The following is a 1,739-nucleotide window of genomic DNA, read 5'->3' as shown; positions in this document are numbered from 1 at the left end:
GTAACTTCTTATAGCTTTCAGCATCTCCCGACGAATAGGTGTCATCGGCATCACTTCGGGTCAGCTCTTCCAGCCGACCAAACGTCTGACGCAGCCATCCTTCTTCCGGGGTCTGGAAGAGACTCTGAGGTTCCTCATTCTGCTCCAGCCGGATAAAACCTCGTTTCTCAAGGTCAAACTGACTCACCTTCTCCACATCATCTGCTGACATCCATGCCGACTCTGCGGGAATCTCGTACCAGGTTTTTCCGTTTGATTCTTTACTCTGGCACTCGCTTTCAGTTGTGAGCCGTTCTGCTTTCGAAAAAAGGGTCGCCCCGCCAACACCCGCCACCTCAAATGCCGCACTCTCTTCGTTGTACTTCCACAGCTTCTTACCCGCCAGCGTATGCAATTCTGCTGCACCACTCGTCACGCCTGCTTTATTCGCCAGAAAATCCCCCATACGTGGATCCTGGCTGAAGACCTCCAGATGACAGAAATACTGCGAACCCGCCTCAGGACGCTCGTGATAACTCAGATGGCCTATCACTTCACCGGCTTTTACTTCGATGCTTTCGCCAGATACGGCCTGGTTAAATACACCATGCTCACGGGCCCTTTGCATCCACGCAGGCAGGCTGCTGGCACCGCGCCTGACGTATTTATCCAGACCGGAGACCCATCCTGATCCACCTGCTGCCAGACCGGATTCTTTCCCGTCCGGCACAGATTTAACCCGAACAAACATGAAGGGGGCCGGTTGATTATTAAGCAGGAACGTCGCTTCCTCCTCAATCTCCACGACACTTCCGCGTGGCAAAGTGGTTTCGGTGTCCAGGGGAGCCTCATAGTTGCGACCAGCATCAGCAACATTTCCGTCCGGTAGACCGGCACGCACCCAGCCTTCAGCCGGATTATCCTCGCGAACTTTAAGCGAACTGGCAGTAACTGTGGCAGTGGGGGATTCTGCACCGTATTCAGAAAGCGGTGCGATCTGCATCCACAGGGTGTAAAACTCCAGAGCGTTCTCGGGTTTATTGTTGTCCGGAATGCAGGTGGATTTAACGAGCACAAACGTCGAGCTAAATTTCAGTGATTCCGTACCGTACTTAGCAGTCTGGTAAGCATCATTCAGACGCCAGGCCACTACCTGTCCATCAGTCATGCATTTCAGCCCATGACTTTCCGGATTGTAGACAGCGTTATCCGCAAAACCATCATAAAAGTGAATACCTCCATGCCAGTATTCACCGGGTTTCAGCAGCCAGTACGTATCACCTTGCGTACCTTGCATGGCCTCCATTAACTCCCTGGCCGAACGATATCCGTCAACGGGTAATACCATTTTCATCTTACTCTCCCTGCTCTTATGCGATTATGAAAAGAAAAACCAAACGCCGGACTCTTCACTTTCCGGCTCGTCCGGTTCCTCTGGCCCCTCTCCATTTCCCGAGCCGCCTCCACCACTTCCGTAACCGCTGCTCCTTTCACCATCCTGCGGCGGCTCAACGGGTGCATCTCCCTCACCTGCCAGCGCACTCAACACCGCCGGCAGTTGCGTGTGCACCGGATCCCCCGGTCTGCCGCCGCTGTTAAGGTTGATTTTCAGCCCGCTGATATCCACGCCGCCGGGGTGTATCACCACAAACGAACTTCCCACCCGCAGCGTGATTTTCGTATTGCTCTGCAGCACGATATCGCCCTGTGCATCCGTGCCCAGCGCACCCGCCACTTTCTGGGCCAGGTCGCCTTTGACC

At 54.3% G+C, this 1,739-nt stretch carries 1 protein-coding gene and 1 pseudogene; both read right to left on the bottom strand.

The window, feature by feature from the left end; genetic code table 11:
* The coding region (locus tag MES37_RS24225) for a hypothetical protein (RefSeq protein WP_237932809.1) at positions 1 to 1,333 on the bottom strand (1,333 nt) is incomplete at its 3' end.
* Positions 1,334 to 1,357: 24 nt separating this feature from the next.
* Positions 1,358 to 1,739: pseudogene (locus MES37_RS24220) on the bottom strand (hypothetical protein); the annotation flags it as partial.

The organism is Buttiauxella sp. S19-1, assembly GCF_022134725.1.
GTDB lineage: Bacteria > Pseudomonadota > Gammaproteobacteria > Enterobacterales > Enterobacteriaceae > Buttiauxella > Buttiauxella ferragutiae.
The sequence above is the reverse complement of the archived record's forward strand: the minus strand, read 5'-3'. Positions and strand labels throughout refer to the sequence as shown.